The sequence below is a fragment of the Pelomonas sp. Root1237 genome (assembly GCF_001425055.1).
Lineage (GTDB): Bacteria > Pseudomonadota > Gammaproteobacteria > Burkholderiales > Burkholderiaceae_C > Pelomonas.
In genome coordinates this window covers 588,233-611,870 of the sequence record NZ_LMDK01000017.1, presented here as the reverse complement: position 1 = coordinate 611,870, position 23,638 = coordinate 588,233, and the positions used below count along the sequence as shown (strand labels likewise).

Here is a 23,638-nt window from a genome sequence, read left to right as displayed (position 1 = left end):
CCCCGGCGCCACGTTCCACCGTGCCACGATGCAGCGCACTGCGCCAGGTGTTTCTTCCGGACGATTTGCGGGCGAGGCGGGCCGATTACTCCGCTAACCCTTCGCCGTCCGCAGAGTTCGCACGTTAGGCGTCACCAAATGCCCCGCATTCCCGCCCCGAAAAACTGGGGCACATTCAACGTCGAGTCCTATGCCGAGTACCGCACTCGCTGGCCGAAGAAGTACGGAAACGTCCCCGATGCAGTGATCGAGACCTGGATCTATCGCCACTGGCGTGAGTTCCAAGCATGGTTGCCACTTCTCCCCCTCGAATGGGGCTATGAACTCAAAGAGTTCACGTCCGAGGAGGTGCTGAACGTTAGCCACGTCGGCGATTGGATGAAGACGCTTTCGTACTGGGGCAATGATCTACTTGATGGCTCCACGAGAAAATCAACGTGGCTCGGAAAGTTCATGCTCGAGAACGGCACGACCCCAAGCCCCATGATCATCGCCAAGAATGCTGGGTGCTGGCACCATCCCCGAGAACATGGCCGTCAGATGCAAGAGCCACTGCAACTGATCGAGGGTCATATGAGGCTCGCCTATCTTCAAACCCTCGTGCTGAGGTCACACCCCTCCGTACAGACTGTTCATCAAGTCGTGTTGGCAACGCTCCCCGCCGGCCGCGGTCAGTGACGCCTAGCCGGTCGCTGGAGCCGACTCCGTCCGCGTCTCAGCTTCAAAGTTATGGCTCAGATGACATTTGAGAACGCCTTCTTGACCTTGTGTGGATTCCTCGCGATCTACATCGGTTGCCGGCTTGTCGTGGCGAGGAAGATTCCAATCGTCAGCGAAGACGATCGCGAAACATATGGTTGGCTTCGCGGGAAGGAGGCTTTCATCGCGGGACTTGCGGTTGTCGCTCTGGGGCTCGCACTCTTGGCTGCAGCGATTGGCCTCATCAAGCTAAATGCCTAGCCACCTGAATATCCTGAGCCGGCCAGCTACTTCCGCAGTGATCCATAACCTGCCATTGGAGCGGACCGCCTTCGCCGTCCGCTGAGCGCCGACGTTGAGAGGCCGCTTCCCGGAAGCCTGCCAGCCAGGCCCGACCTCGGCCCCAAGTCGAAAGTCGCTTTTCAGCAGACCTCGACGCGGAAGGCCGCAATCAGCTTGAAACCGACGGCCCCGCTTCGAGAGCGAGCGCCGCGTTGAGCGCCAACCGGATTGCGTAGCCAGGCCGACCTAACATGGCTACATGCTGACCCGACCCCGCTACGTTCTCGCCGTGCCAGATCGCGCGCGCTCGGCGGCGGTATGAAGCAGGCCTGGGCCGCGTTGGGGGCTCGCGGTGGCGAGGCTCTGCAGACCGAGCTGCTGGCCCGTTATGCGGAGCCGCATCGCGGCTATCACACGCAGCAGCATCTGGACGAGTGCCTGGCGCTGTTCGACGAGTTTGCGCATCTCGCCGAGCGGCCCGCCGAAATCGAGATCGCGCTGTGGTTCCACGACGCGATCTACGACGTGCATCGCCATGACAACGAGGCTCAGAGCGCCGACTGGGCACGGGCCGCGCTGCTTGACGCGGGCGCGGCGGCCGACGTGGCCGACAGCGTCGCGGCCCTGGTGCTGGCTACGCGCCACAGCGCTGCGCCGCAGACACCGGACGAGCAGCTGCTCGTCGACATCGATCTCGCCATCCTGGGCGCGGCGCCAGAGCGCTTTGCCGAGTACGAGGCGCAGATCCGCCGCGAATACGCCCATGTGCCGGCGGCCGTCTTCAATGAAAAGCGCGGTGCCATCCCGGCCGGCTTTCTGGCGCGGCCCGCGCTCTACGGCACGCGCCCTGCGCGAGCGTTTCGAGGCGCGGGCACGTACCAATCTGCAAGCCGCGCTCAGCGGCTTGGCACAGCCGGCCCCGCCTTGAACTCGCTGCGGCCCGAAGGCTTGAGCAGCAGATAGAGCAGCGGCCCAAAGGACCCGGCGGCCAGCGTGATCAGCGCGAACGGCCAGACCGTGCGCCCCGTCTGCCGCGCGTCGCGCCAGATGAAGCCCAGCGCGATCCACGACATGATGACCAGGTCCGCCAGCACCTGCCAGGCACCGAGGCTGCTCATGCCGGCCTGCCAGATGCCGAGGTAGCCGACCTGCCACATCACATAGGTCGAGAAGGCACCGAAGGCGGCGAGGGCGAGGATCAGAACGGTTCGCATGGCAATCTCCTTGAGGGACGGTTGACGGGTGGTAGATGGCGCCATGCTCGCCAGTCGTGCGCAGCGCCGCAATGACCTCCGAGGTCATCGCGATGCCGCCGCGCGTGGCCTATGGTCCGGTTCCATGAAGCTGCTCGTTCCCCTCACGCTGGCCCTCGTCGCCCTGCTGCATGCGCTGCCGCTGGCCGGTGTGCTGGGCGCCACCAAGCTGTCAGCGCTCTACGGCGTCGATGCCCGCGACCCCACGCTGGAACTGCTGCTGCGCCACCGCGCCGTGCTCTTTGGCCTGCTCGCGGCCTTTCTCGGCAGCGCCGCCTGGCAGCCGGCGCTGCGCGGCCTGGGCCTCATCGCCGGCCTGGTCAGCGTTGCATCGTTCCTGGTGCTCGCGTTGCCGGCGGGTCCACTGCCGCCTGCCCTGGCCACCGTTGTCAAGCTGGACATTGCCGCCCTGCTGTTGCTGCTGGCAGCCGCTATCGTTCACCTGCTACCCATGCCATCCCCATGACCGCCACCCTCGCCGCCCTGCGCAAATCGCGCCGCGTCAGCCAGCTGGAGCTGTCGCTGCGCACCGGTGTTTCGCAACGCCACCTCAGCTGCATCGAGACCGGCCGCTCCCGCGCCGGCCGCGAGACGCTGATCGCCCTGCTCGACGCCCTCGGCGCCACGCTGCAGGAACGCAACCAGGCCCTGCTCGCCGCCGGCTATGCACCCGCTCACACCGAGCGCGCGCTGGACGCGCCCGAGATGGCGCCCGTGCGCGCCGCGCTGGAGCAACTGCTGTACGCCCACGATCCGACGCCGGCCCTGGTGCTGGACGGCGAATACAACCTCGTCATGGCCAATGCCGGCCTGGCGCGGCTGCTGGAGCTACTTGGCCTGCCGGCCGATCACTTGCTGGCGGGACCCTTCAACCTGCTGCGAGCGGTCTTCCGCCCCGATGGCTTGCGAGCGCTGTGCGTCAACGAGGCCGAGTTGTGCGGCGAGATGTGGGCCCGTGCCAGCCGCGAGGCCGAGCACCTGCCGCGCCTGCGCGCCCTGCTCGACGAGCTGAGGCCGTCGCTGCGCCCCTGGGGCACCGTCGAGACCAGCGGCCTGCCCGTGCTGGCCCTGCGGCTGCGCGCTGTGGACGGCCAGACACTGAGCTTCTTCTCCGCCTTCACCAGCTTCGGCACGCCGCTGGACATCACGCTGGCGTCTCTGAAGGTGGAGCACCTTTTCCCGGCCGACGAGGCGACGCGGTTCGCGCTGGCTGGCTAGGTAGGGCAGCAGGCCGACCCGAGTGTCGGCCTGCAACCTCACTTCCTCGGCGCCACGCTGCGCTCCAGCAGGTCCTTCATCCGCTTGTCCTGCAGCGCGTCCTTGCTGCCCGGCTGGTACTCCTGTCGCTTGATCGGCGGCAGCCCCTGGCCACGGTCGACCAAGGCCGCCTTCTCCTTCGCCGCACGGTCCTGCACGTCGGACAGGCGCGTCTTGAGCAGCCGTTCGAACTCGGTCTTCAGGCGCTGCGCGTCACGTCGCAGGCCTTCGCTGCCGTCTTCGGCGAGTGCGGCCACGATGCGCTGGGCCGCGGCATGCACTTCGGGTGTGATGAGCGGGCCGTTGGCTTTCTCGAATTCGACGAGGCGGCGGTTCGTCGTCAGCGTGTCGCCCATCTGCGAGAAATGGCGCATCACGGCGAGGGCGTCGGGCAGCAGCGCCGGGCGGCGCAGCAGCACGAGCGCGATCTCGGGGCTGTTGCGGTAGTACAGGTTGGCCAGCTCGCGGCCGCCGGGCCAGGGCAGCAGCGCGTGGTCGCGGAACCTGCGCAGGCCAGCGAGCACGCCGTCGCCCTCCTTGTCGGGCAGGCTGGTGGCCGCCACCTTGGTCGCGACGCAGGACGAAGGCAGGATCACCGGCATCCAGTTGTAGTTCATGACGGTCTGGGCGGCCGGGCGCTGCGTGCTGGTCAGCTCACCCGCCAGGTCATTCCAGAACTCGATCACCGTCGAGTGCTGCGTACCCACCATGGTGTCGCGCAGCATCGTGGCCAGCGCCACGGTACTGCCGGTGTTGCTGTCGGAGGCGCCGTTGCGGCCGAGGTTGGTATCGCCGCCGTTGCTGTCGTTGTGGGTGTCGAACATGTCCAGCAGCGCCGCGGCCACGCGGCCTTCGCTGCTGTCGCCCGTCTGGCAGGACGACGAGAAACCCTCGATCTCCTGGCCGCCGTCGCCCTCGTGCCAGTTGTAGCGCCCATCCTGGCGCAGCGTCAGCATGAAGGCCGTGGCCCAGCCTTCCGACCATGACAGCGCCTTGTTCTGCCCGCAGTCGCCAAAGCCGTGGTCGCCGCCCGGCGAGGGGTCGCCGCCGGAGTAGGCGTGGGCCATCACGCCATGGCCGTATTCGTGGGTGATGGAATCGGGGCCGTCGAAGTCGCCGCCCTCGATGTTGATCTTGCCGTTGTAGAAGGTGCCGCTGCCGGGGAAGCAGCCGTCGATCTTGCCGGGGTCGAAGCCGCCAGCCGTCGCGGCATGGTTCCAGGCCAGGTTCAGCGTCGACCACACGCGGGCCGCATCCATGTCGGAGCCCACCGTCTCGGTGCCGAAGTCGAGCACCGTGCCGTCGGACATGTCATCGTGCACGGCCGACTTCCATTCATAGGCGCCGGCCAGGAAGTTGCACGTGCCCAGCGACAGGCGGCTCGTGTCCAGCTTGATCGTGTAGTAGAGGTCCCGGCCGTCCTGGAACCAGCCATCGTCGTTGTTGACGGTGAACGCCCAACGCCCGTCCCAGTCGGAGGCCACGCTGCCCAGGTGCTCGTCGCCGAAGGTGTCAGAGTCCCACAGGTGGATGGCCACGTTGACCAGCGGCACGAAGTTGCCGCTCAGATCGCGGAACACCACGCGGCCGCGAACGGTGATGGGGTCGCGCGAGGTGTAGCTGGTGGCGGTGCTGTCGGCGCTGTGCTCGCGCAGGAAGGGGGTGAGTTCGGCCGGCCGCACCTCGATGCGCCGGTCGCGCGGCACGAATGCGGCGACGTCGGCCACCTTCGCATCCGCCGGCAGCTTGAACGTGTCACCGAACAGCAGCCGGATCGGATGCTGGCGCTCGTCGCTGCGGCGTGCGACGTCGAACTGCCGCTGCCGTTCGGCCGCACCGCGCAGGCTGCGCTGCTGCGGCGAGAGCACGTGGATGCGGCCATCCGCGTCGACCACCAGGTAGCGCACCAGCAGATGCGAGAAGCCTTCGTTCGCCCCCTTCTTGCCCGTGAGCCTGACCTCCAGCCGCCATTCGCCGGGCTTGAGTCCCTTGAGCGGTACCTCCACCGTCGCGCTCTGGTCGCGTGCGGCAGGCTTGACCTCCGTGCGCCACAGCACCCGCGGCGCCGCGAGCTCGGGCTTGCCCGGCTCCATGGCCACCACCGAAGCGCTCAGCGTCAGTGACGCGATGCCCTGCTCGCGCATGACGACTTGCAGCGGCAGCGCCGCCCGATCCAGCACCCATTCACGCTCGGCCGTCAGCTTGTCGCCATCGGTCAGGAAGGCAGGTGGCCGCGGCGGCGTGGCGAACACCGGGGCCGCGAGGGCCAGGGCACCGGCCAGGGCGAGGGCCCGGCTGAAACCGGCCAGCAGCGCCTGCGTGCGGGACCGGGGCGTGCCTTGCCAGAAGAGCATCATGATTCACCCCCGGTGTTGCGATGAGGCCAATCTACGCTCCGGGGCGTTAGGGATGAATCCACAAGGAGACGGATGGGATGGCACGCATCCCTAGTTCACTCCAATTCGATTTCCAGCTTGCGCCTGAGGATGGTTTGCAAAAGCCAGCCAGGCCTGTCGATCTCGGGTCTTGGGAACTCTGACCTGAACAGCACAACGCTCTGACAAAGAGGGCCGAGCAAGTCTGGCGCCGCAGAGCGACCAGCGCCGCGCCCGTCACCAGTTGTGAGGATGCGGCTGCGATGCGGCCGCTGCATCCTTTCTGCCTGAGAAACCCCACCCATCGACACTGCATGCGCCGTACCCGAAGCTCGCGCCCATTCCGAGCCTGGCGCACCACGGCCACCGCGTTGCTTGCGATGACGCTCGCGGGGGTACTGGCGCCTGAGAGCGCCAGCGCTCAGCCCGCCAGCGCCGTGCAACCCTTCAGCGGGCGCTACGAAGGGCGGCAGAAGGTGGCCTTCCTGACGGCCACTGCTCTGGCCAGCATCGAGTTGCGGCGTTCGTCGCGCTTCATCGTCTACACGATGCGCACCACGGTGAGCGTCGCTTTCGTCGAACGCCGCTTCCAGGAATGCAGCGTGATTCGCATCGAGGGCGAACGGCTGCTGCCGATGGAATACGTGCACCGCGATGAGTCCAGCCCGGAGTACAACGTCCACACGCGTTTCGACTGGGTGGCCGGCTTGGCGAAGACGACGCTGGGCGGCAAGCCGGGCCCCCAGGCAGTGTCGCTGGATGGGTCGACCTGGGACCCGATGTCCTACCAGGTGGCGCTGATTGCGCTGGCTTCCAGGCATCAGCCGGGCGACCGTGACCGTTTCCGGGTGATTGAGCGCGGGGTATTGAAGGAGCACGAGGCCACGTTCGAAGGGCCGGTGGCCGCGACGGACGCCAGCCCGCTTCAGTACGGTATTGCGAGCCGAAAGAGCAAGGGCCTGATCGCGCTGCGGCTGCTGCCGGGTGAATCTTGGCGGCCGGCGCGCGTGACGTTGGACGAAGTGACGATAACGCTCATGCCAACGCCGGTGCCTGCGCCGACGGTCCTGCCCGAGGAGGGCGTACCGTCGTGCGAGAACGGGCGCGCATCGTGAGCGGAGCCGCCAAGCCTGCGCAGGCTGCGGCGGGCACCTGGCGGAGCTTCGTTGGTTATCTTGCCTGCTGCAACGGTGCCGTGATGCCGCTGCTGGCCGTGCTCGCCATCGTCGCGCTGCTGGGCGCGATGGACGCGCTGGTCGAGCTGAATCGCGTCGCGGTGCCCAAGCCTGATTTCAAGGCCCTGCTGCTGCCGGGCTACCCCGCCAAGACACCGCTGGCCGAAGCGGCGCTGGTGGTCAACGCGGCATTGTGGTGGCTGTGCCTGAGCTTCCTGCAATGGCTGGCCGCGTTGGTGGTGATCGGCGTGTGCGGCCTGGAACTGGACCGCGCGGTGCGCCACAGGCGGCGGCTTGGGCACGCGGCCTGGGTGGCGTTCCTGGGCGTATTGACGCTGATAGGCAGCGCGCTCTACCACTACACGGTCGATCTCGGTGTTTCGCTGCTGGCCTTCGGCCCCATGGTGGATAACCTCGCGGCGATCTCGCCCCGCTTCCGGTTCCTGGGCAGTTGCAACGCCGCGATGGCCTTCGTCGCCAGTTCGGCCTTGCTGTGTGCGTTCTCGCTGCTGCTGATCCCCGGCGCGCATGGCAACCACCGGATGCTGCAGATGCGCGCGATCACCCGGCTGCTGTATTGCGGTGCGGCGCTCATGCTGATCTGGATCTCCTGCCTCACGGCCATGTACCGGCTGTGCGCGGCGCTGATGATCAAGGAAGCGCGCGAGCCCGCACTGGCGCTGGCGCCCACGGTCAGCCTGATGGGTGGGCTGATGCTCAGCCTGGTACTGGCAGCGGCCTTCCTGTCCGCCGCCGCGTGGCTGCAGCGATGCCATGAGCGTGAGCCCCGGGGCAACACGCCGGAGGGCCCAGCCGGCGAGGATGCCAGCCCCCAGGGGCTCCTGCTGGCGCATTGGCCCAAGGCGATCGCGCTGTTGATGCCGCTGCTGCCGGGTGCGGCGGATTCCGTATTGCAGGCCTTGGTGAAGGCGCCCTGAGGCCCGAAGGCGGCCTTGAGCCATGGCCGCTCCCGCGGCAGGAAGCTTGCAAAACCCAGGGCGCGCATTTCAATCCGCCTTGAGGCAGCCAACCGTGCCGCGTGGCTACGACCCCACGAACACGACCTTGCCGACGATGTGATCGGCCGGCAGGAAGCCCCACATCCGGCTGTCGCGGCTGTTGTCGCGGTGGTCGCCAAGGGTGAAGAAGTGACCGGGCGGCACTTCGCAGGCCATCTCGTCAACGGTGTAGGTGCATTTCTCGGCGAAGGGGAACTTCGAGTCGGGCCGCAGGAAGAAGGGCTGCTCGCCGATCAGCACGGCGTGCTCGCTGTCGGGCAGGGTCTCGACAAATTGGGGAATGGTCCGTTTGGATTCTGGATCGAAGTATTCCCCAGCGGGTCGCAACGGCACGGCCTCGCCGTTGATGAACAGCCGTTTGCCGCGGTAGGCGATGCGGTCGCCAGGCAGGCCGACCAGGCGCTTGACGAAGACGACGGATCGGTCCTCGGGAAACTCGAAGACGATCAAGTCGCCTCGGGACAGAGGCGAAGAGATGGTCGTGCGAAGGAAGGTCTTGCCGAAAGTCCCGTAGTTGCCATAGCCCCATTTCTGGACGATGAGGCTGGTGCCGGCCGGGATGGTCGGCAGCATGGACGACGAAGGGGCGCGAAAGGGCTCGAAGAAGAAGGCCCTGAAGACCAGCACCGCCGTGATGACGCAAGCGACGACGCCCAGGATGCCGTACCAGCGGCTGTAGCCGGGGCGTGGCTTCGCGTCGGGGTAGTGCTTGGCGCGCCGGTACGCATGCGACGCACCCGCGATCATGAGCACCAGTGCCGCGGCATTGACTGGCAGCTTCCATGCCTGCGACAGGAAGCCGAGAACTCCCACCACGATGCTGAGAGCGAAATAGGCCAGGGCCGCCCTGGCGTGTGCGGCATAGAGCAGGCCGACCGGCGGCGACAGGAGACCGAGAACCGCTGCAATCCACTTCTTGGGTTTGTTGTTGGGCATGGGCGTCGAGATGGGTGGCGATAGGGCCTGCATGTGCGTGGCGGCGCATGATGCCAGCGTGCTTGAGCCGGCTGGGCGCGGCACCGTCCCCGGGGGACTTTGGGCTGCGAGTTGCCCGCCAGGCGGCAATCTGCCACAGGCCGTGCAACGGCGCGCCCGGCGCGGACCCATCCGTTGCCTAGGATGCACGGCAGGGTCGTCCGGGCTGCTGCCACGCAAGCCTCGCTGACCCTGCCGCGGCACGGTGCCGCGCGATGCAGACGCTTTTCTTTGATGAAACTTCCCACCGTCGTGGCGACGGACGCTGTCGTCCGGTCCATTGAACTGGCCCAGGTCCAGGCCTCCCGCAGGGTCGCCCTGGGCTCGCAGCCCCTGATCAGCCAGATGCCCCTGCAACAGGCGATCACCGTGACAAGCCTCGGGGGACAGTCCACGCGCGCCGTCTTTGGCGTCGTGGGCGTGGCCCGCTACGAGGCGGTCGGCAAGCTTTAGCGCCCGGCCCGCCCCAGGCTGTCGACAAAGGCCGCGCAGGCCCGGCTCGCATCGGGGTGGCTGCGCCAGCTTTGCGCGAAAGCGCGCAGGGCCGCGCGCACCTCGCGCGGCATGGTGCCGTCCAGCGGGTCGTCGGCGACGGCGCACAGGTGGCCGGCATAGAGCGAGCGCGCCTCGGCGTCGCAGTCGAGCAATTCCATCACCGCGCTGGCCAGGGTCTGGAACTGCTCGGGCGACAACTCGGAAGTCCCTCTCGACTCGCATGCGCGGGGCCAGGCGGCCAGGCACAGGTATTCGATGGGGCCCAGGCTGCGCCGCTGCACGCCCGCCTGATGCGCACCCCAAGCCGCGCGCGAACCGCTGGGCAGGCGGCCCTGGCAGAGGGACTGGGCCAGGGTCTGGGCCACGGCGGCACGGGCGGCATATTCGCCGCGCAGATTGACTTCGGCCAGCACGCGCAAAAAGGCCGGATAGAGCTGGTCGCCCAGGCCTGTGCAGATGGTCTCCATCAGCGCGATAGCCCCTTCCTGGCGGGGGCCGAGGTCGAGGCAGCCACCGATGAGCGCCTGGGCGGCCTCGGCCCAGCGCGGCTGGGCCAGCAGTTCAGGCAACGAGGGCGGCGAGCACGCGCTCCGCGTGCTGCTGGACCGAAAGCCCGCGCTGGTCGACCGCCACGTCGGCACGCAGCGTGGCGGCGCCGCCGGCGCCCAGCCCGTCCAGCCAGGCCGGTTCACCGGCACGCGGCGCCGCCGCAGGGGCATTCAGCGGGCGGAGGGACGCGGTGGAAAACAGCGAGGCGGAGGAGGAAAGCGGGGCGCCGATCATGGCTGTGGCGGAGGTGGGTGGCAGTTGAGGGTCAGCTTAGCGAAGCTCATCCGCCAAGGCGACTGCGGCTGCCCCTAATTCGTGGGTCTGGGTATTTTGACGACGAGCGCTCAGCCCGGCTTGCAGGTTGAAAACACCGCCGGCGAGGTGTTGAACCACGACAGGCGCCACCCCTGGGCAGTCCAGCGCGCCTCGAAGGCGCCGGTGCTCACGCGGTTGTCGGCCACCCTGGACAGCGGTGGCTTGTCCAGTTGCGGCGTGTCGATGGCTTTCAGCATCTTGCCGATGTCGGTGCCGGACTCCGTCGTGACGATGCCGGGGATGCAGGTCGCGGCATTGCGGATGACGGACGCGGGTGCCTTGACGGTGCCGGAGTCCGGGGAGAACTCCAGCTGGGGCAACGACAGGCGTTGCAGCAGCTCGCCGTCACGCCTGGCAATGGCCTCGCGCAGCTGGCGCCAGAACAGCACGAAGGCCGCGTCACGGTCCACGCCGGCCTTGCAGGCCTTGCCTTGGATGGACAGCGCGATGGCCGCCGGCAGCGCGATCGTGCCGCAGCCGGCGGGCTGCAGGGCCAGCGTGTAGCCCTCGTTGCCCACGCGCTTCACGATCGCCTGGTAGCGCTTGTTGCCTTCGACCTCGTCGGTCCAGGCAAATCGCACCGATCCGTCGGGCTGCGCGACGCCGGCGCCCTGCGACTGCACGCTGCATTCATGCGTGCCGGAGGTGGCATACACGCCCGCCCCCAGCAACGCGCCGCTGGCTTCGTAGCTGATGTTGGCGGTGAGGTTGTCGCTGGGGTGGCAGACCAGCCGCGTGGGCAGCGGGTCTTTGGTGACCTGGGCCTGCGCGTTGAACACGGCAAGCAGCGAGGCGATCAAGGGCAGCAGGGAGCGGGCCATCGGTCCAATGCAAAAGGGATGGCGGGCCAGTATCCCGGCCCGCACCGCCGTGCGTGCAACCCAACCGTGGGATGGACGGCCGCGCTCAAGGCGCCCTGCGCACGCCAATGGCTTCGGACAGCAAGCGTACCTTCTCGTTGACGCCGTCGGGGTTGCCGGGCCCGTTGCCCTGGTTGCCGCCGACCACCTTCACGCAGCCGTCGGCCAGCACGGCCTCGACGATGGCGACGTGGCCCTGCGCCGGGCTGTTGCCGCGCGGGAAGACGATGACGTCGCCCGGCTTCACATGCGCCGCGTCCTTGGGCACGGACGTGCCCCAGTTCAGCCAGCTGCGCGCGGCGGCGCTGTTGGTGCCTGGCACGCCGGCCTGCTTCATCGTCCAGTTGACGAAGGAAGAGCACCACGAGGTCTCGTCGTTCCTGGCCTTCAAGGACGTGGCCTGGTGGTACTCCAGCACGCGCGGGTTGTCGCGCCCGCCGCTGACCTCCTTGGTGCCGATCTCGCCGCGGGCAACATCCAGGATGCGCGCGGCCTTGCCGGTCCCCGAAGCTGAGGCCGGCACCGTGGCGGCCGGGGTCGGCGCGGTGGCCGTGCCGTTGAGCAAGCCCTGACGGTTCAGCGCGCTGTCGACCGCGTCGGTGCGGCGCTTCTGGTCGGCGCGGATGACGGCCTGCACCTGGGCTTCGGTCGCCGTGCCGTGCACCTGCCGGTTGGCGATGTTGACGAAGCCGCTGCCTGCCTGGCCCCCGCCGCTGAGCCGGAAGCGCTGTCCGGTGGAGGCGTCGACATAGCTGTTGACGCGCAGGTTGGTGATATGCGCCGCGTCGATGGGCTGGCCGCGCAGCGTGCCGAGCTGGTTCAGGAAGCGGCCGGCGGCGCTGGGCGACTGGTTGTACAGGTCCAGGTAGGCCGAGGCCAGGCGCGCGTTGTTCGGGTCCAGCCCGGCGCGGCGCGCGGCCGCCTCGTAGGCCGGCAGCTGGCCCTGCAGCGTCGTCAGCTGGCGGCGGTCGGCATCGGCGGGGCTGGAGGCCGCATGCTGGTAGGAGAAAGAGCCGCGGTTGTGCACCGCGTTGCCCGGGTCGGTGTGGCCGCCATAGGCCGCGGTGAAGCCGCCGTCCGGGCGGCGCGTGCCTTCGGCATTGCCGATGACGATGGCGGCCAGCGCGTTCGAGCCCAGCGACGGGTCGGTGAAGCGCTGCAGGTTCAGCGTCGGCTGGTTGCGCGTGCCGTCGGTGCGCGCCAGCGCGGGCTCGGCGATCTGGCGCTGCGTCACATCGCGCTTCCCGGTGGGGTCGGCGTTGAGCGCCCGGGTCATGCCCAGTTCCACGGTGGACTGTGCCGAGCCGCTGGCGATGGCGGCCTTGCCGATGTCGCTGCGGTAGCGAGGGTCCGTCATGTAGACCGGCAGCAGCGTGTCGTGCACCAGACCGACGGAGCCGACGACAGGCAGGCCGTCCACCAGATGGCCCACCGACGGCAGATTCAGCGTGTCGCCGACGTGGATCAGGTCGGCGTTGCGCACCTGCGGGTTCGCGCCCACCAGCGCCTGCAGCGTCAGGCCGTGGTCGGCCGCGATGTGCTGCATCGTGTCACCGCGCTGGACGGTGTAGCGCGTCGCCGGGATCGTCAGGTGGCTGCCCGGGTAGATGACGTCCGGGTTGCGCACCTGTGGGTTGGCGTCCAGCAGCGCCTGCACCGACACGCCGTTGGATTTGGCGATGCGGCTCAGGCTGTCGCCGTGCTGCACCTCGTAGCTGCGGCCGGCGGGCGGCGGCGTGTCGTTCACGGCCGGGGAGGCCGACGTGGTTCGGGTAACGATGCTCATGGGGTGCCCTTGGCGTTGTCCTGATGGGGCGATGAGCGCATCGCGCATCGCGTCGGTCAGCCCATTTCAGACCAGCGCCGCGGACCGGGCAATTGCGGGCGCTGCTGTTTCAGAACGTACGGCCGGGCGCGCTCTAGGGTTGGCCGCAATCCTCAGGCGAACAGGCGCTTCAGCAGGTCCGTCACCACGCTGGGCCGGGCCAGCAGCTCGTCGTTCATCAGCGCCACCAGGCTGCCCAGCTGCAGCAGCAGCACCAGGTGCCCCACCACGGCCTTGATGGACATGGACAGGCTGAACACATTGAGCTGCTGGGCATAGCGGTTGATCAGGCCCAGCACGCCGTCCACCATGTAGAGCAGCACGAGCGACGGTGCAGCGACCATCAGGGCCAGGCGCAGCATGCGGCCGAACTCCGCCTCGAAGGCCAGCATGCCCGCTGGCAGCAGCTGCCAGCTGCCATGGACGGGCCACAGCGCGAAGCTGTCCAGCAGCAGCGCGGCGAACAGCATGAAGCCACCCGAGGCCATGAAGACCCAGCTTGCCAGGCGCGCCAGGAAGGCACCGGTCAGCGAGGTCTGGTGGCCGGACAACGGGTCCAGCACCTGGGCCTGCGACGAACCCACCTTGGTGTCGATGAGCTGGCCGGCCATCTCGAAGGACCACATCAGCCCGGCAAACAAAAAGCCCAGCGCGGCCCCCAGCATGGCCTCGCGGCCGTAGAGCAGAGTCCATTGCCAGCCGCTCAGTTGCAGCGGCTTGATCTCCTGCACCAGCAGGCCCAGCAGACCCAGGGCGACGAAGAGCGAGTTGCGGATCAGCGCCGGGATCAGGTCCTGGGTGAACAGCGGCACCAGCAGGAAGGCCACCGCCACCCGCATGGTGGACAGGCCCAGTAGCAGGACGGCATCGGTGGGATGCCCGATCCAGAACTCCAGCATCAGCGGTTGATCTTGACCAGGCCAGGGAACTCGCTGAACACCTTGTCGCCGAGCCGGTAGAGGCTGCCGCCCAGTAGCGAGGCGGTGATGAAGATGGTGACGACGATGGCGAAGAACTTGGCCACGTACTGCACCGTCTGCTCCTGCAGCTGCGTGGCCGCCTGGATGAAGGCGATCAGCAGCCCGACGATGGCCGCCACCAGGATGGGCGGCGCCGACAACAGCAGCACCAGCCACAGCGCCTGCTGGGTGAGTTGGATGACTTCGCTGTTCATGTCTGGTACGTCAAGACGAGGCCGTGCGTCAACTTGACCCAGCCGTCGATCAACACGAACAGCAGCAGCTTGAAGGGCAGCGACACCGTGGTGGGCGACAGCATCTGCATGCCCATGGCCATCAGGATGTTGGAGATGACGAGGTCGATGACGAGGAAGGGCAGGAAGATCAGGAAGCCGATCTCGAAGGCCACCGTCAGCTCGCTGACCGTGAAGGCCGGCACGATGACGAGGAAGTCGCGCTCGCTCAAGGCCTGGGCCTGCTCGGGCTTGAGGCTGCGCTGCGCGGTCTTCAGGAAGAAGGCACGCTCCAGCGGCCGGCTGTGCTTGATCAGGAACTCGCGCAGCGGCTCCTTGGCAACGTTGGCCGCGGCCACCATCTGGCTGGTCGACGCCGAGCCGGCCTTGGTGGCCGGCATGGCGCTCAGGCTTTCCTGCATCTCCAAGCCCACCGGGTACATGACGTAGATGCTCAGCACCAGGGCCAGGCCGTTCATGACGACATTGGGCGGCACCTGCTGCAGGCCCATGGCATTGCGTAGCAGGCTCAGCACGACGACGAGCTTGGTGAAGGACGTGATCATCACCGCCACGAAGGGCGCGAGCGCCAGCAGGATGACGGTGATGAGGGCCGAGGCCGGCGTGAAAGTGCTCAGGTCCATCGGCTAGACCGTCTCGATGCGCAAGGCCTGGCCCGTGCCCCACGGCACGAGGCGTCCACGGGCACGCGGCACGTCTGGGCGGGTGGCATCGATGAGCTGGCATTGAATCGGTGCCGCAGGCGGCGGCCCGTTCCAGCCCATCACGACCTCCAGCGGCAGTGGCTGTTCCCAGCGCGCCACCAGCTGCCACGGCGCTTCACCTGTGGGCTCAGCCCGTGCGCGCAGCTGGCGAGAGGCCGGCGCTTCCAGCAACAGCAGTCCGCCCAGCTCCAGCGCGGCCAGTTCCTCGTCGCCCAGCCGCCACTGCGCCAGCACGCATTCGGCCGCAGTCGCATGCCATTGCAGGCCCGGCACTTCGGGTGCTTCGCCCAGCGCGCGCAACGTCGTCCAGGGCAGCGACAGCTGCGCCTGCACCTCGGCGCCCCGCCAGCTGGCCTGGGCGCCGCTCACGCTGATGGCGCCCGACTGCGCCACCCATTGCCAATCCGCGGCAGACACGAGGCCCGCGGCCGCCAGGGCGTCCAGCAGTTCGCCCGCCAGATCCAGCACGACGGCAGCCTCTGCGGCGCAGGACACCAGATCGCCCGTCTCGAAATCATCGGCGCCGATGCACAGCCGCGCCTGGCCGCACAGGTAGTGCCAGCTCGACGCCTGCGTCAGTGCTTGGGGAATGAAGCTCATGCCCGGCGACTCACCATGATGCGGGTCAGCTCGGTGACCGAACGCGCCTTCATCTTGCGCATGCCGCGCGAGCGGTACAGCTCCACGCTCTTCAGCGACAGCTTGATCTCGTCGGCGATGTTCTTGTTCATCAGGCCCTTGACGACGAGGGACAGCACCTGGCGCTCGCGCGGCGACAGCGTCTGAGAGCGGCGCCCGAACTCCTCGCGCGAGCCTTCCACTTCGGTGTCGATGCCGCTGTCCACATCCGTCGGCGCAAAGGCGCGGTCCAGGGCCGCACTCAGCGCCACGTCGTCCAGCGGCTTCTCCAGCAGCGAGACGGCACCGCGCTTTTGCATCGCGGCCACGGCCAGCGGCACGTCGGCATGGCCGCTCATGTAGATGACGGGCAGGTGGATGCCGCGCTCGCGCAATGCGTCGTGCAGGTCCAGCCCCGACAGCTCGGGCATGCGCACGTCCAGCATCAGGCAAGTGGACTCGGGCCAGGTCGTGCCCACGGCCACGCGGGCCAGGGACTGCAGCGCATCGCGCGGGTCGCCCCAGTCGCGCACCTGGCAGCCGAAGCCTTCGAGCCAGAAACGCAGCGAGTCGCGGAACTCGTGGTTGTCATCCACCACGTAGATTTGCCGAGGGGTCATGTCGTCCTCTCCTGAGTGGGTGGGGTCGCCGCCGCCGTCACCGGCAGAGCGAAGTGAAAGCAGCAGCCGCCGGCGTCGCGGCGCGTGAACCAGAGCCGGCCCTGGTGCATCTCGATCAGCGAGCGGCAGATGGACAGCCCCAGGCCCATGCCGTTGGGCTTGGTGGAGCTGAAGGGCACGAACAGCCGGGCTTCAGTCTGCGGCGTGATGCCGGGGCCGTTGTCGGCCACGCGCAGCTCGGCGCGGGCACCGTCGACGACCAGCTCGATGTCGATCAGCGGCTCGGCTGGCCGGTCCAGGCGCAGCGCGTCCAGCGCATTGCGCAGCAGGTTGATCAGCACCTGCTGCAACATGACGGCGTCGCCTTGCACCGGCACGGGCTGCATCGGCAGACGCAGCACCAGGCGCACGGCCTCGCGCTGCAGGTCCCAGTCGAGCAGGCCCAGGCTTTGGTGCACGAGCTCGACGAGGTCCAGCCTCTCGGTCTTGGGTTGGCGCGACTGCGTGTACTCGCGCACTCGGCCGATGATCTGGCTGGCATAAGTAACCTGCTGCACCGCCTTGTCCAGCGCGGCCAGCTCGTCAGTGTCATCCGGATGGCGGCGGGCCAGGCGCAGCTTCAGGCCGCGCAACAGGTTGGCGGTGGCGCCGATGGGCTGGTTCAGCTCATGCGCCAGCACGCTGCCCATCTCGCTGACCGTCAGCGAGCGCGATGTGAACAGCAGGCCCTCGCGGTCGTCGAGCTGGCGCTGCAGGTGGTGCAGGCGTTCGCGTTCGTCGTCCAGGCGCAGCAGCACATGGCGGGCGTCCAGGGCCACGCGCTGGGCCACGTATTCGCCGCTGACGCCGCAGCGTGTGCGCGCGCCCAGCGGCGCCATGAGTGCGCTGGCCAGGCCATGCAGCGGCTGGGCCCAGTCCTCGGCCAGGCCGCCGATCTCGCCCGGCAGCAGAGCCTGCATGGGCGCGTTGAGCGCGACGAGGAAGTCGCCATCGAGGATGGCCAGGGCCTCGCCCAGTTCGCCCAGGGCGTGCAGCAGATCGGCGTCGACGCGGCGCACTGAGGCACCCTTCGCGCTGCGCGCGGTCCCGCCAAGCGGGAGCTGCGCGCCTTCGGACGGCCGGGCGGCGCTCATGGCGTTTCCCGAGGCCACAGGGCCTGGTTGCACAACAGCCAGGGGATCGAAGGCCGCGCGGCAAGCAGCGCTCGCAGGCTGGCGCTGGCGGGGGCCTGCACCAGCACCTCGGTCCATTGGGCGATGCCGGGCGCGACGTCGTCCAGGCGCAGCTCGCAGCTGACCTGGCCCGGCGCGGGCACCGCACCTCCAGCCAGGTCGCGCAGCGTGCGCGGGCGGCCCTGGGGGCCCAGCGCCAGGCGAACGGTCCACCAACGCTCGGCCGTGGCCGGACGGGCCGCGCGCCAACGCGCCGGCCAGCGCCGCCATTGCCAGGTGGTGGCATCGCGGCTGGCTTGCAGGCTGGCCAGCCCGGCTGGGCTGGCCAGCAGCACCGGCAGGCCCAGACGCCAGGCCTGCAGGGCCGGGCGCAAAGCCGCCGCGGCGGCGGGCGCGAGCGTCGCCTCGCGCAGCCGGGCCAACAGCAGCAGCGCCCACGGCGGCATGGCCTCGGGCTCGGCAGTTTCAGGCAGCGGCAGGGGCGGTGCTTCCTCCTCGTCCGGTGCATCGCGGCCCGCGTCGTCGAACAGCTGCCGCCAGCTGGCGGCATCCTGCGCGCGCCAGCGCAGCTCGGGGCCGTTCTGCAGCGCCAGTGGCGTCATCAGCACCGGCGCCATCGGCAGCACGGTCGCCCCGGCATCGGCAAGCCGTGTGGCGGCCATCGGTGTATCGCCGAGCAACCCGGGCGAAGGCGCCTGCGGCGGCGACGACGCGGCCGGTTTGTCGAGCGATGCCTGCGCCGTGGGCATCACAGCCACCGTCGGTACGTCGGGAGCGGCCAAGGCCTGCGCCACCGAGGCCGTCGCGGGTTGGGGTTCATGGGCGCGCTGGACCTGATGCGCGTGATGCGCATGAGGGGCCTGCAGCAGCGGGCTGGCCTCGCCCGGCAGGTTCAGCGCGCTCAGCGGCTGGGCTGCCTCCGTCGGCTGCGGCTGCAGATGGGGCTGACCGGTTTCCATCCCGCTCCCCCCTTCGCCCTCAGCCAGCGCGGCCTGCATGAGGGCCTGCCACGCCTCCCAGGTCTCGGCCGGTGACAGGGCCTGGATGGCGGTGATGCTGGTCATTGGTGCACCCTTCGGCCTTCGGCCTGTCCCGCCAAGCGGGAGCGAGCTTGCTTGGGGCGGCCCGGCACTGCGCTCATGATTCCACCTCGTCGGCAGGCCGGCGCCGCTTGTCCGTTCGTGCGCCGTCGCGCAGGCGCGACCTCAGCACATCATGCCCGGCATCGCGCAGTCGCTTGTCCAGGTCGCTCAATTGCTGCCGGGCCTGGGCCTGGGCGACTTGCGGCACGCGCAGCTCCAGGTTCAATGGCGCCAGCGGCTGGGCTTGCTCGACGCGCAGCTGCCAGGCCGGGCCGGCCACCGCGGGCAACTCGACTTGCCAGGCACGCGCCTGCGGATTCGCCGACGGGGCGGCTTCGCCGAGTTGCCGCATCGCTTCGAGACGTTCCGTGGTGGGCGTGGCCGACACGCTGCGGATCTCCGTCATCTCGGGTGCCTGATCGCGTGGGGTTCGCGCCATCGCCGGCGCGATGGGCAGCACGGGCTCGGGCTCGGACGGGTCCTGCTCACGCAGGCGCAGGTAGGCGTTGCGCCAGTCGGGCTCATCGCCGGCGTCGCGGTGGGAGTCCTGAGGTGGCAGGGCCTCCGGCGTCGCCATGGCGGATCGCGCGCGCAGCGGCATCGCGACCAGGGGCAGCAGGATGGGCAGCAGCTTCATGTCAATGCAGCGTCCGGCAGGCGTCTTCGGTTTCCAGCTCGGCCTGCTGCTCGCGGGCTTGGCTGGCCTGGCGGCGCTGGTCCTTCAGCGTCGCGTCCACGGCGTCCTCGCGGGCCTGGGCACGGGCGAGCTCGGCACGGCGTCGTTGCACTTCCGCCTGGGCTTGTCCCAGCGTCTCGCGCTCGTCGAGCAAGGCGTATTCATCGCGCTCCAGCCGCTCGGCCAACGCCTCGCCGTGGGCCTGCACCTGGTGCACCCAGCGCGGCATGTCGGCACTGCCGGCGCCGCCCCAGTGAAACGCCAGCTCGACGATCAGCCTGCGGCCCTGCTCGATGCGGGCCTCGCGGTCCTCGACCGCGGCGACGGCCTGGCGCTCTTCGGCCTGTGCCTGCGCCAGCGCCAGGCGTGCCCGCTGCACGCGCAGCTGGCGCAGGCGCAGCCATTGGCGTGCCTCGATGTCGGAAAGCTGGTTCACGACACGATCTCCCGCAGATGCTGCAGGCAGCCGTCCCAGTCGCTGGGTTCGTGCGTGGCCTGCTGCAGCAGGGCCTTGATCTGCGGCATGCGCTCGATGGCCTGGTCGGCCAGCGGGTCGCTGCCGGCCTGGTATTCGCCCACCCGCAGCAGGAACTCGACCTCCTTGTGCCGCGCCATCAGCGCACGCAGATGGGCGGCGTCGCGCTGCTGCTCGGGCTGGGTCACGCGGGTGAAGACGCGGCTGGCGCTGGCCAGCACGTCGATGGCCGGGTAATGCTGAGCCTGGGCCAGCGCACGCGACAGCACCAGATGGCCGTCGAGGATGGAGCGCACCTCTTCAGCGACCGGGTCGTTGCCGTCCTCGTCTTCGGCCAGCACCGTGTAGAACGCGGTGATGGTGCCGTGGGAGTCGTTGCCGGCGCGCTCGAACAGCCGCGGCAGCTCGGCAAACACCGAGGGCGGATAGCCGCGCCGCACGGCCGGCTCGTTGGCGGCCAGCCCGATCTCGCGCAGGCCGCGCGCGAAGCGGGTCACCGAGTCCATCATCAGCACGACGCGTGAGCCCTGGGCGCGAAAGCCTTCGGCAATCGCCGTGGCCGCATAGGCGGCGCGCACACGTTCGAGTGCCGGTCGGTCCGAGGTGGAGACGACGACGACCGAGCGCGCCAGGCCCTCGGGGCCGAGGCTGTCCTCCAGGAACTCGCGCACCTCGCGGCCGCGTTCGCCGATCATGCCGATGACGTTGACCTCGGCCCGTGTGCTGCGCGCCAGCATGCCCAGCAGCGTCGATTTGCCGCCGCCGGCCATCGCGAAGATGCCCACGCGCTGGCCTTCGCCAACCGTCAGCAGCGCATCGATGGCGCGCACGCCGCACACCAGCGGCTCATGCACCGGGCGGCGCTGCAGCGGCGAGGGTGCGTCGCGGTACAGGGGCACACGTGGCAGCAGGTCCAGAGGGGGCCCGCCGTCCAATGGCTGGCCAAAGGCGTCGATGACGCGACCCAGCAGCCCCGGGCCGCTGGGCAGCTGCGCGGCTTCGTGCAGCACCTCCACGGCGGCGCCGACCGGCAGCCCCTGCAGCGAGCCCAGTGGCGCGAGCATGGCCTCGTGGCCCTGGAAGCCGATGACCTCGGCCAGCAGGCCCTCGTCCTGCGGGCGTGAGGGATCGAAGACGCGGCAGCTCTGGCCGACGCGGGCCTGCACGCCGGTGGCGCGCATCAGCGTGCCGCCCGCCTGCACGACACGGCCCAGCGTGGCGACCGTGCGGGTGCGCTGCAGGCTGCGGCGCAGCGTGTCGGTCCCGACCTCGACGTCCAGGCTCAGCGTCATGGCTTGAGCCCCCAGGCGCGGGCCAGCCTTCGCACTTGCGTCGCCACGCCCGCATCGGCGCTGCCGAACTCCGTGACCAGGCGGCAGTCGGTTTCGACGAGTTCGGCGTCGGCCACGATCTCGGCTTGCGCCAGGCCGGTCTTGTTCTCGGGGTCGGCAGCCTGCAGCGCGTCGTGCAGGTTGGGCAGCTGGCTGGGGTGCACCTGCAGCCGCCAGGTACGCGCCGGCAGCAGTTCGCGCGCGGCCTGTGCGGCCAGGCGGGCGAGGCGCTCTTCGGCGGGCACCTGGCCGAGCAGCTTCTGAAAGATGTCCAGCGCCAGGCCGGCCACTTCGCGCTGCAGTCGCAGGCGTTCGTCCTCGTGAGCGCAGGTGAGTCGAGCCAGCGTGTCGGCTCGGTGCGCGCGCGACTCGGCCTCGGCCTGGGCCAGGCCTTGCTTCAATCCCTCGGCGTGCGCGCACTCGCGGGCGGCGTCGATGCGCGACTGCTCCTGCTCCAGCAGGCCGCGCAAGGCATCGAGCAGCTGCTGCGCATCCTGCAAGGCCGGCACCTCGGCGGCACGCAGCACGCGCCGATCCGAGGCGATGCCCAACCTGGCCTGGGGGTCACGATGCCAGAGCATGAAGTTGTTCATTGAATGACCCTTGCCTGCAAGGCCAGCGTTTCACGCAACACCGCCAGGGCCGTGGCCTGCGGCATCACCCAGGCCGCGACCGGTCCGAGCCGGCGGCTGGCGGCGTGGCGCAGCGAGCCATGCGGCAGGCCGGCCAGCAGCACCGCGGCGCCGGCCTCGGTGAAGCGCTGGCTCAAGGCCTCCGGCGTCGTGACGTCGGGCCAGTCGCTGAGGCTGGCCGGCAGGCCCGCGGGCAGGGCCGGCCAGTCCTGCGCACTGCGCAGGGCTCGCCACCAGGGCGCGCCAAGGGCGGTGCGCGCCAGCTCCCGCAGCGGCCCGGCGATCCACAGCCGCAGCGCGGGCGCGGCGAGCACGGAGCCGCAGCGCCGGGCCAGCGCCAGCAGCTCATCGCGCTCCAGCGCCAGCCACGCGGGCGCTGCGTCGAGCTGCGCCCAGCTCAGCGTGCGGGCCTCCACCGGCGCGTCTTCGAGCAGGCGGCGTGCGACGTGCGCGCGCAGCTGGCGTTCAGTCATGGCCGCCTCCTTCCAGCGCGAGCTGGTTCTGAGCCCGACGGCGGCGCCAACCCAGCCAGCCCGCAGCACCCAGGCTGGCCGAGCCCAGCGTGACGGCCAGCACCAAGGGCACCGTCGCCTGGGTCTCGGGTATCGGCGGGGCGACGGGCGTGGGCTCGGCCGCGAAGGCGACGACCGAGACGCTTTCATACGGCAGGCCCTCGACGCTGTTGACGACCAGGGCGCGCACCTTGGGCAACAAAGTCTCAATGTTCAGGCCGGGGCGGTGCTTGATCATCACGGAGGCCGACGAGGGCTGGACCTTGTCGGACAGCGGGTGGCGCTCGGGCACCACCAGCGTCACGCGGGCCTGCAGCACGCCGTCGATGCTGGTCAGCGTGTGCGACAGCTCCTGCGACAGTGCGTGCATCAGCCGGGCGCGCTCCTCGACCGGCGTCGACACGAAGCCCTCGCGCTTGAAGACCTTGCCCAGGCTGTCGTAGTCCTCGCGAGGGAGGCCTTGCGCCTTGAGGATCTGCACGGCGCGGGCGAAGTCGGCCTCGCCGGTGAGCACCTCGAAGCCGTCCTCGCGTGCGTTCTTCTGCGCCGGCACGCCGGCCAGTCGCAGCGCCGAGACCATGTCATTGGCCTGGCGCTCGTCGAGCTTCGCGTAGAGGGCCTGCTCGCCGCAGGCGGCGAGCAGCGTGAGCAGCAAAAGGCTGGACAGACGCTTCATGTCAGTGATCCATTGAGCATTCGCGGCTGGAACTCAGGCACAGCCACAGAGACACAGAGGCACAGAGAAGACAGCAGGGAAATTGCATTTCTCGGTGCCTCTGTGTCTCTGTGGCTTTGTTTGGAGTTCATTTCAAGACTGCTGCCTGAACAGCTGTTGCAGACCCTCTGACGTCCGATTGGCGATGTTCGAAGTCAGCTGGCAATGGAACATGAACTCCTGGCAGCGCACCGTCAGGTTGACGAGTTCGCCCGGCGTCAGTTCCTGGCCCGAAGCCGCCGCCAGGCGGGCGTCGCGCCCCAGCGACGACGCTTCGGCGTTGATGTGGTCCAGCGGCTGGACGAGACGCTGCATGGCCTGGGCGGGCGACTCGGCCGGGCCCAGGCGCTGCACCGCGCTCGCCATGGCGCGCTCGAAGCCCGCCACGTCGGCCGTCGGCGCGACCTGGCCAAGGCTGGACAGCGAAGCCCCTGCGCCGAGCTGGACGTCGGCCACCGGGGGGGCGATGGCGAGGCCGGGTGTCACTGCTTGCGCGCCATCGTTTCGAGGGCGGAACCGACCGTCGAGACGGCGGTGTGCGAGCTGCTGGCCAGGAAGCTCATCTTCAGCGACATGGCGGTCAACTCGGTCACGGCGGAGGGCGTGTCGCCACCGTTGTTCATCGCGTTGGAGGCCGTCTCGATGTCGCCGGCCTGCTTGTCCAGGGCTTTGCCCCAGGCATCGGCCATGGCTTCGAACCAGGAGCCGCCGCCGTTGGTCTTGCCACCCGTGGAACCGTTTACGGGTGCGGCGGCGAGGGTGTTGAGAAGTGCGTTGGACATGGGAGTCTCCTTGTGGGAGGGTTGGGG

The 23,638-nt window shown here is 69.2% G+C and carries 29 protein-coding genes; 7 read left to right on the top strand and 22 right to left on the bottom strand.

Annotation, left to right across the window (positions count from 1 at the left end; all coding sequences use genetic code 11):
• Positions 1-138 precede the first annotated feature (138 nt).
• Positions 139-678: a hypothetical protein gene (locus ASC91_RS20820; RefSeq protein ID WP_056201239.1), complete on the top strand. Its 540-nt coding sequence runs from the start codon at positions 139-141 to the stop codon at positions 676-678.
• Between the two features lie 621 nt (positions 679-1,299).
• The gene (locus ASC91_RS20810; RefSeq protein ID WP_235532043.1) at positions 1,300-1,944 is read left to right on the top strand and encodes an N-methyl-D-aspartate receptor NMDAR2C subunit; all 645 of its coding nucleotides are present in this window, start codon (positions 1,300-1,302) and stop codon (positions 1,942-1,944) included.
• On the opposite strand, the gene ASC91_RS20805 is transcribed toward ASC91_RS20810, so the two are convergent.
• Positions 1,878-2,195 carry a hypothetical protein gene (locus ASC91_RS20805; protein WP_056201233.1) on the bottom strand — a complete coding sequence of 106 codons (318 nt, stop codon included), beginning with the start codon at positions 2,193-2,195 and terminating at the stop codon, positions 1,878-1,880. The two genes, ASC91_RS20810 and ASC91_RS20805, sit on opposite strands and share 67 nt — an antisense overlap.
• Before the next feature lie 124 nt (positions 2,196-2,319).
• On the opposite strand from ASC91_RS20805, the gene ASC91_RS20800 reads away from it, so the two are divergent.
• Positions 2,320-2,700 (top strand): hypothetical protein, encoded by a 381-nt coding sequence (locus ASC91_RS20800; protein WP_056201229.1) that lies wholly within the window; start codon positions 2,320-2,322, stop codon positions 2,698-2,700.
• Positions 2,697-3,452, top strand: a complete 756-nt coding sequence (locus ASC91_RS20795; RefSeq protein WP_056201227.1) for a helix-turn-helix domain-containing protein — start codon at positions 2,697-2,699, stop codon at positions 3,450-3,452. Before ASC91_RS20800 ends, ASC91_RS20795 begins: the two co-directional genes overlap by 4 nt.
• A 38-nt stretch (positions 3,453-3,490) precedes the next feature.
• Here ASC91_RS20795 and ASC91_RS20790 read toward each other — a convergent pair whose 3' ends face one another.
• Entirely contained in the window at positions 3,491-5,848 is a 2,358-nt protein-coding gene (locus ASC91_RS20790; protein WP_056201224.1) for a hypothetical protein, read from the bottom strand.
• A gap of 332 nt (positions 5,849-6,180) precedes the next feature.
• On the opposite strand from ASC91_RS20790, the gene ASC91_RS20785 reads away from it, so the two are divergent.
• Both ASC91_RS20785 and ASC91_RS20780 read left to right on the top strand, forming a co-directional pair.
• Positions 6,181-6,981: a DUF3108 domain-containing protein gene (locus ASC91_RS20785; protein WP_162247834.1), complete on the top strand. Its 801-nt coding sequence runs from the start codon at positions 6,181-6,183 to the stop codon at positions 6,979-6,981.
• A gap of 83 nt (positions 6,982-7,064) precedes the next feature.
• Complete coding sequence (locus ASC91_RS20780) at positions 7,065-7,979, top strand: hypothetical protein (protein ID WP_056201219.1); 915 nt, start codon at positions 7,065-7,067, stop codon at positions 7,977-7,979.
• Positions 7,980-8,084: 105 nt separating this feature from the next.
• Here ASC91_RS20780 and lepB read toward each other — a convergent pair whose 3' ends face one another.
• Entirely contained in the window at positions 8,085-8,996 is a 912-nt protein-coding gene (lepB, locus tag ASC91_RS29860) for a signal peptidase I (protein WP_056201216.1), read from the bottom strand.
• A gap of 273 nt (positions 8,997-9,269) precedes the next feature.
• Here lepB and ASC91_RS29855 point away from each other — a divergent pair, with 273 nt between their 5' ends.
• Positions 9,270-9,488, top strand: coding sequence for a hypothetical protein (locus tag ASC91_RS29855; protein WP_056201214.1), 219 nt, complete (start codon positions 9,270-9,272; stop codon positions 9,486-9,488).
• Here the strand turns inward: ASC91_RS29855 and ASC91_RS29850 are convergent.
• From ASC91_RS29850 to ASC91_RS20675, 19 genes are all read right to left on the bottom strand, one after another.
• Positions 9,485-10,099: a hypothetical protein gene (locus ASC91_RS29850; protein WP_056201211.1), complete on the bottom strand. Its 615-nt coding sequence runs from the start codon at positions 10,097-10,099 to the stop codon at positions 9,485-9,487. The two genes, ASC91_RS29855 and ASC91_RS29850, sit on opposite strands and share 4 nt — an antisense overlap.
• A complete protein-coding gene (locus ASC91_RS20760) occupies positions 10,092-10,313 on the bottom strand; it encodes a hypothetical protein (RefSeq protein WP_056201207.1) in 222 nt (73 codons plus the stop codon). The genes ASC91_RS29850 and ASC91_RS20760 overlap by 8 nt, the downstream gene beginning before the upstream one ends.
• Positions 10,314-10,423: 110 nt before the next feature.
• On the bottom strand, positions 10,424-11,215 hold the full coding sequence (locus ASC91_RS20755; RefSeq protein WP_056201205.1) for a hypothetical protein: 792 nt from the start codon (positions 11,213-11,215) through the stop codon (positions 10,424-10,426).
• Between the two features lie 85 nt (positions 11,216-11,300).
• Positions 11,301-13,040, bottom strand: a complete 1,740-nt coding sequence (locus ASC91_RS30685) for a TIGR02594 family protein (RefSeq protein WP_162247833.1) — start codon at positions 13,038-13,040, stop codon at positions 11,301-11,303.
• Between the two features lie 152 nt (positions 13,041-13,192).
• On the bottom strand, positions 13,193-13,978 hold the full coding sequence (sctT, locus tag ASC91_RS20745; RefSeq protein WP_056201200.1) for a type III secretion system export apparatus subunit SctT: 786 nt from the start codon (positions 13,976-13,978) through the stop codon (positions 13,193-13,195).
• Complete coding sequence (sctS, locus tag ASC91_RS20740; protein WP_056201193.1) at positions 13,978-14,253, bottom strand: type III secretion system export apparatus subunit SctS; 276 nt, start codon at positions 14,251-14,253, stop codon at positions 13,978-13,980. The genes sctT and sctS overlap by 1 nt, the downstream gene beginning before the upstream one ends.
• Positions 14,250-14,915: a type III secretion system export apparatus subunit SctR gene (sctR, locus tag ASC91_RS20735; protein ID WP_056201191.1), complete on the bottom strand. Its 666-nt coding sequence runs from the start codon at positions 14,913-14,915 to the stop codon at positions 14,250-14,252. Before sctR ends, sctS begins: the two co-directional genes overlap by 4 nt.
• Positions 14,916-14,918: 3 nt before the next feature.
• On the bottom strand, positions 14,919-15,596 hold the full coding sequence (locus tag ASC91_RS20730) for a hypothetical protein (protein ID WP_056201183.1): 678 nt from the start codon (positions 15,594-15,596) through the stop codon (positions 14,919-14,921).
• A complete protein-coding gene (locus ASC91_RS20725) occupies positions 15,593-16,234 on the bottom strand; it encodes a response regulator transcription factor (RefSeq protein WP_082532862.1) in 642 nt (213 codons plus the stop codon). The genes ASC91_RS20730 and ASC91_RS20725 overlap by 4 nt, the downstream gene beginning before the upstream one ends.
• Positions 16,231-17,292: a sensor histidine kinase gene (locus ASC91_RS20720; RefSeq protein WP_157281894.1), complete on the bottom strand. Its 1,062-nt coding sequence runs from the start codon at positions 17,290-17,292 to the stop codon at positions 16,231-16,233. Before ASC91_RS20720 ends, ASC91_RS20725 begins: the two co-directional genes overlap by 4 nt.
• Before the next feature lie 71 nt (positions 17,293-17,363).
• A complete protein-coding gene (locus ASC91_RS29645; protein WP_056201174.1) occupies positions 17,364-18,470 on the bottom strand; it encodes a hypothetical protein in 1,107 nt (368 codons plus the stop codon).
• A gap of 73 nt (positions 18,471-18,543) precedes the next feature.
• Positions 18,544-19,125, bottom strand: a complete 582-nt coding sequence (locus tag ASC91_RS20710) for a hypothetical protein (protein WP_056201173.1) — start codon at positions 19,123-19,125, stop codon at positions 18,544-18,546.
• A 1-nt stretch (position 19,126) separates the two neighbouring features.
• Positions 19,127-19,600 (bottom strand): hypothetical protein, encoded by a 474-nt coding sequence (locus ASC91_RS20705; RefSeq protein WP_056201170.1) that lies wholly within the window; start codon positions 19,598-19,600, stop codon positions 19,127-19,129.
• Entirely contained in the window at positions 19,597-20,931 is a 1,335-nt protein-coding gene (locus tag ASC91_RS20700) for a FliI/YscN family ATPase (RefSeq protein ID WP_056201167.1), read from the bottom strand. Before ASC91_RS20700 ends, ASC91_RS20705 begins: the two co-directional genes overlap by 4 nt.
• Complete coding sequence (locus ASC91_RS20695; protein WP_056201165.1) at positions 20,928-21,563, bottom strand: FliH/SctL family protein; 636 nt, start codon at positions 21,561-21,563, stop codon at positions 20,928-20,930. The genes ASC91_RS20700 and ASC91_RS20695 overlap by 4 nt, the downstream gene beginning before the upstream one ends.
• Positions 21,560-22,075 (bottom strand): hypothetical protein, encoded by a 516-nt coding sequence (locus ASC91_RS20690; protein ID WP_056201161.1) that lies wholly within the window; start codon positions 22,073-22,075, stop codon positions 21,560-21,562. The genes ASC91_RS20695 and ASC91_RS20690 overlap by 4 nt, the downstream gene beginning before the upstream one ends.
• Entirely contained in the window at positions 22,068-22,790 is a 723-nt protein-coding gene (gene sctJ, locus ASC91_RS20685) for a type III secretion system inner membrane ring lipoprotein SctJ (RefSeq protein ID WP_056201153.1), read from the bottom strand. Before sctJ ends, ASC91_RS20690 begins: the two co-directional genes overlap by 8 nt.
• Positions 22,791-22,922: 132 nt before the next feature.
• Positions 22,923-23,315: a hypothetical protein gene (locus ASC91_RS30055; RefSeq protein ID WP_056201151.1), complete on the bottom strand. Its 393-nt coding sequence runs from the start codon at positions 23,313-23,315 to the stop codon at positions 22,923-22,925.
• Positions 23,312-23,611 (bottom strand): hypothetical protein, encoded by a 300-nt coding sequence (locus ASC91_RS20675; protein WP_056201148.1) that lies wholly within the window; start codon positions 23,609-23,611, stop codon positions 23,312-23,314. The genes ASC91_RS30055 and ASC91_RS20675 overlap by 4 nt, the downstream gene beginning before the upstream one ends.
• Between the last annotated feature and the right edge of the window lie 27 nt (positions 23,612-23,638).

What these genes read in the sequence shown, in the direction of transcription:
- ASC91_RS29855 (WP_056201214.1), top strand. Translation starts at nt 9,270, where the DNA reads ATGAAACTTCCCACCGTCGTGGCGACGGACGCTGTCGTCCGGTCCATT.
- ASC91_RS20690 (WP_056201161.1), bottom strand. Translation starts at nt 22,075, where the DNA reads ATGACTGAACGCCAGCTGCGCGCGCACGTCGCACGCCGCCTGCTCGAA.
- sctR (WP_056201191.1), bottom strand. Translation starts at nt 14,915, where the DNA reads ATGGACCTGAGCACTTTCACGCCGGCCTCGGCCCTCATCACCGTCATC.
- ASC91_RS20755 (WP_056201205.1), bottom strand. Translation starts at nt 11,215, where the DNA reads ATGGCCCGCTCCCTGCTGCCCTTGATCGCCTCGCTGCTTGCCGTGTTC.
- sctS (WP_056201193.1), bottom strand. Translation starts at nt 14,253, where the DNA reads ATGAACAGCGAAGTCATCCAACTCACCCAGCAGGCGCTGTGGCTGGTG.
- ASC91_RS20700 (WP_056201167.1), bottom strand. Translation starts at nt 20,931, where the DNA reads ATGACGCTGAGCCTGGACGTCGAGGTCGGGACCGACACGCTGCGCCGC.
- ASC91_RS20790 (WP_056201224.1), bottom strand. Translation starts at nt 5,848, where the DNA reads ATGATGCTCTTCTGGCAAGGCACGCCCCGGTCCCGCACGCAGGCGCTG.
- ASC91_RS29645 (WP_056201174.1), bottom strand. Translation starts at nt 18,470, where the DNA reads ATGACCAGCATCACCGCCATCCAGGCCCTGTCACCGGCCGAGACCTGG.
- ASC91_RS30685 (WP_162247833.1), bottom strand. Translation starts at nt 13,040, where the DNA reads ATGAGCATCGTTACCCGAACCACGTCGGCCTCCCCGGCCGTGAACGAC.
- ASC91_RS20795 (WP_056201227.1), top strand. Translation starts at nt 2,697, where the DNA reads ATGACCGCCACCCTCGCCGCCCTGCGCAAATCGCGCCGCGTCAGCCAG.
- ASC91_RS20725 (WP_082532862.1), bottom strand. Translation starts at nt 16,234, where the DNA reads ATGACCCCTCGGCAAATCTACGTGGTGGATGACAACCACGAGTTCCGC.
- ASC91_RS20730 (WP_056201183.1), bottom strand. Translation starts at nt 15,596, where the DNA reads ATGAGCTTCATTCCCCAAGCACTGACGCAGGCGTCGAGCTGGCACTAC.
- ASC91_RS20820 (WP_056201239.1), top strand. Translation starts at nt 139, where the DNA reads ATGCCCCGCATTCCCGCCCCGAAAAACTGGGGCACATTCAACGTCGAG.
- ASC91_RS20785 (WP_162247834.1), top strand. Translation starts at nt 6,181, where the DNA reads ATGCGCCGTACCCGAAGCTCGCGCCCATTCCGAGCCTGGCGCACCACG.
- ASC91_RS20695 (WP_056201165.1), bottom strand. Translation starts at nt 21,563, where the DNA reads ATGAACAACTTCATGCTCTGGCATCGTGACCCCCAGGCCAGGTTGGGC.
- ASC91_RS20780 (WP_056201219.1), top strand. Translation starts at nt 7,065, where the DNA reads ATGCCGCTGCTGGCCGTGCTCGCCATCGTCGCGCTGCTGGGCGCGATG.
- ASC91_RS20760 (WP_056201207.1), bottom strand. Translation starts at nt 10,313, where the DNA reads ATGATCGGCGCCCCGCTTTCCTCCTCCGCCTCGCTGTTTTCCACCGCG.
- ASC91_RS20805 (WP_056201233.1), bottom strand. Translation starts at nt 2,195, where the DNA reads ATGCGAACCGTTCTGATCCTCGCCCTCGCCGCCTTCGGTGCCTTCTCG.
- ASC91_RS20710 (WP_056201173.1), bottom strand. Translation starts at nt 19,125, where the DNA reads ATGAAGCTGCTGCCCATCCTGCTGCCCCTGGTCGCGATGCCGCTGCGC.
- ASC91_RS20810 (WP_235532043.1), top strand. Translation starts at nt 1,300, where the DNA reads ATGAAGCAGGCCTGGGCCGCGTTGGGGGCTCGCGGTGGCGAGGCTCTG.
- lepB (WP_056201216.1), bottom strand. Translation starts at nt 8,996, where the DNA reads ATGCCCAACAACAAACCCAAGAAGTGGATTGCAGCGGTTCTCGGTCTC.
- sctJ (WP_056201153.1), bottom strand. Translation starts at nt 22,790, where the DNA reads ATGAAGCGTCTGTCCAGCCTTTTGCTGCTCACGCTGCTCGCCGCCTGC.
- sctT (WP_056201200.1), bottom strand. Translation starts at nt 13,978, where the DNA reads ATGCTGGAGTTCTGGATCGGGCATCCCACCGATGCCGTCCTGCTACTG.
- ASC91_RS20675 (WP_056201148.1), bottom strand. Translation starts at nt 23,611, where the DNA reads ATGTCCAACGCACTTCTCAACACCCTCGCCGCCGCACCCGTAAACGGT.
- ASC91_RS20800 (WP_056201229.1), top strand. Translation starts at nt 2,320, where the DNA reads ATGAAGCTGCTCGTTCCCCTCACGCTGGCCCTCGTCGCCCTGCTGCAT.